The sequence below is a fragment of the Erwinia sp. genome (assembly GCF_031978025.1).
GTDB lineage: Bacteria > Pseudomonadota > Gammaproteobacteria > Enterobacterales > Enterobacteriaceae > Erwinia.
On record NZ_DALZCD010000404.1, the window covers coordinates 1 to 2,651 of the forward strand.

4 protein-coding genes are annotated in these 2,651 nt (G+C 57.3%); 1 reads left to right on the forward strand and 3 read right to left on the reverse strand.

Features of this window, described 5'->3' with window-relative positions; genetic code table 11:
* Positions 1-203: DUF2946 family protein (locus RTK32_RS20965; RefSeq protein WP_312047311.1), on the reverse strand; the 203-nt coding region annotated here is incomplete at its 3' end.
* Between the two features lie 201 nt (positions 204-404).
* Here RTK32_RS20965 and RTK32_RS20970 point away from each other — a divergent pair.
* Positions 405-1,613: an MFS transporter gene (locus tag RTK32_RS20970; protein ID WP_312047313.1), complete on the forward strand. Its 1,209-nt coding sequence runs from the start codon at positions 405-407 to the stop codon at positions 1,611-1,613.
* An 8-nt stretch (positions 1,614-1,621) separates the two neighbouring features.
* Here RTK32_RS20970 and RTK32_RS20975 read toward each other — a convergent pair whose 3' ends face one another.
* The gene (locus RTK32_RS20975) at positions 1,622-2,089 is read right to left on the reverse strand and encodes a YbaK/EbsC family protein (protein ID WP_312047315.1); all 468 of its coding nucleotides are present in this window, start codon (positions 2,087-2,089) and stop codon (positions 1,622-1,624) included.
* A gap of 100 nt (positions 2,090-2,189) precedes the next feature.
* The coding region (gene fhuF / locus RTK32_RS20980; RefSeq protein WP_312047317.1) for a siderophore-iron reductase FhuF at positions 2,190-2,651 on the reverse strand (462 nt) is incomplete at its 5' end.

Sequence of the window (2,651 nt, forward strand, 5' to 3'; positions counted from 1 at the left end):
CGCTGGCGTGTCTCCATGCTGGTATGGTCTGCCATCATCATGTCATCCATCGCCATGCCCGGCATCATCATGCCGTGCCACGCAGGCGAAGCTACCAGCGATTTAGAGATCACCGGTGCGATAAATAGCAGGATAACGGCAAGCAGACCAAGCCAGGCGGCCAGGCGACTACGCCGTGTCTTAATCAGCGAAAGGTTTGACATGTCCTCTGCGGCAACGGCCCACACACGGCGGCCAGTGTAGCAAATTCACCCATGCTGTTGTGAAAAGGTTGCTTACAACCTGAATTAAAGGCTGACATCTGCTTCAGCCTTCAGCAACTTATTACATGCTATAAACAAATGGTTAACATTTATGCCGCCGCTTCCGGCGGATTTCGCCGTTTGTAAGACAGGAATCCCCCTATGTTTGACTGGACTTCTACCCAGCGCAACGTGGCTTTCGCCAGTTTTGCCAGCTGGATGCTGGACGCGTTCGACTTTTTTATTCTGGTTTTCGTGCTGAGCGATATCGCGGCGAATTTTCATGTCGGGGTGGCGGAAGTGTCGCTGGCGATCATGCTGACGCTGGCAGTACGGCCCATCGGCGCGCTGCTGTTTGGCCGCCTGGCAGAGAAATATGGTCGTCGCCCGATCCTGATGAGTAATATTCTGCTTTTCTCACTGTTTGAGCTGCTCTCTGCCTGGTCGCCCACGCTGACCACCTTCCTGATTTTCCGCGTCATTTACGGTATTGCCATGGGCGGTGTCTGGGGCGTAGCCTCCTCGCTGGCGATGGAAACCATTCCCGATCGGTCTCGTGGACTGATGTCGGGCATTTTTCAGGCGGGCTATCCGGCGGGCTATCTGCTAGCCTCGATTATTTTCGGGCTTTGCTACGATTTCGTGGGCTGGCGCGGCATGTTCCTGATTGGGGCAATGCCGGTACTGCTGCTGCCGTTTATCTGGTTTAAGGTGCCGGAATCGCCGGTCTGGCTGGCCGCCAGGGCGCGGAAAGAGAGCGTGGCGCTGCTGCCGGTAGTGCGTAAGCACTGGAAGCTTTGCCTCTATCTGGTTGGGCTGATGGCCTGCTTTAACTTTTTCAGCCACGGCACGCAGGATCTTTATCCGACCTTCCTGAAAGTTCAGCACGGTTTCGACCCACATACCGTCAGCTTGATTGCCATTGCCTACAATATTGCCGCGATGATGGGCGGGGTATTTTTCGGCTCGCTGTCCGAAAAAATTGGCCGCAAAAAAGCGATCATTATTGCCGCCCTGCTGGCGCTGCCGGTTCTGCCGCTGTGGGCGTTTTCCAGCGGATCACTGACTATCGGACTGGGCGCGTTTCTGATGCAGTTTATGGTGCAGGGCGCATGGGGCGTGGTGCCCACCTGGCTGACGGAGCTGGTACCGGCCAATACGCGCGCGATACTGCCGGGCTTCGTTTATCAGCTGGGGAACCTGATCGCTTCGGTAAATGCGACGCTACAGTCGGGTATTGCCGAAGCGCACGGCAATAACTACGGTCTGGCGATGGCAATTGTCGCCGGAACGGTCGCGATACTGATTGCGATTATTGTCGCTTTCGGCAGAGAAACGCGAGGCAAGGTCATTACTCATCAGGAGGAGTAAGGGCGGCTTCAGCCCGGCGGCTGGCAGACGTCTACCCAGGTGGCGTCGACCAGTTCCGCCAGTTGCGCAGGCGAAATACGCACCGCGCTGTAAATCGATCCGGCCGCGGGCAGGACTTCTTCATACTGGCGCAGCGACACGTCGCAAAAAACCTGCAAGGGCGTTTCCAGTCCGAAAGGGCAGACGCCGCCGACCGGATGGCCTGTCCAGCTGACCACTTCGTCGGTGCTGAGCATCCGCGCTTTCGTGCCCAGCACCGCCTTCAGCTTGCGATTATCCAGCCTTAAGTCACCGCAGGTCACAATTAATATCACCCTGTCTTTAACCTTCAGCGACAGCGTTTTGGCTATCTGCCCCGGCTTGACGTGATGGGCGCGCGCCGCCTGCGCCACCGTGGCCGTACTTTCCGCCAGCTCAATAATACCGATATCGGGGGCACGCTCGGCAAAGAACTGCCGTACAGACTCCAGGCTCATACTCTGGCTCCTTTACATTTGGGGCGATAAAGCTGCCACAGAGCGGCCTGGCTGTAAACGGGCGGGGAAAAATTGAGATGTTTCGGAACGGGTACGGCGATCAGACAGGCTTGAGCGTACAGTTGCCGCAGCGTTCTACATCAGGCAGACGGTAGCGCTGGCAGCAGGTGCGGCGCTGCAACTCGCCGTCTCGCGGCAGCATTGTGCGGTAAAAAGGATTGTCGGCGCCATCAGAAAGCGTGCGGGAGAAGAAAAAAGCATGTTCCAACTCGGCGTGCAGGCTTTCACCCAGTAGCGGTGCCAGCTCGCCCAGGAACCAGTGCAGCGCGAAGCCGGTATTGCTCCAGATAAGCTTGCCGTTGATATCGCCGTGCTGCTCAATGCCAGCGACTACCGGCATCAAACAGTGCTGGATCAGGCGATCCATTCGCCGACGAGGGCTAAGGTAGCGGGCGTCTTCATCTTCCTGCACGTCGATCCAAAAAGCGGCAGGGCGGCCCGTCTCATGAAATTCAACGTGAATATGGGCCGGTGAACAGTCCAGTGCCCGGTTCTCCAGCAG

Bases quoted from the DNA above. Each gene is read 5' to 3' on its own strand.
- RTK32_RS20970 (WP_312047313.1), top strand. From the start codon at position 405: ATGTTTGACTGGACTTCTACCCAGCGCAACGTGGCTTTCGCCAGTTTT.
- RTK32_RS20975 (WP_312047315.1), bottom strand. From the start codon at position 2,089: ATGAGCCTGGAGTCTGTACGGCAGTTCTTTGCCGAGCGTGCCCCCGAT.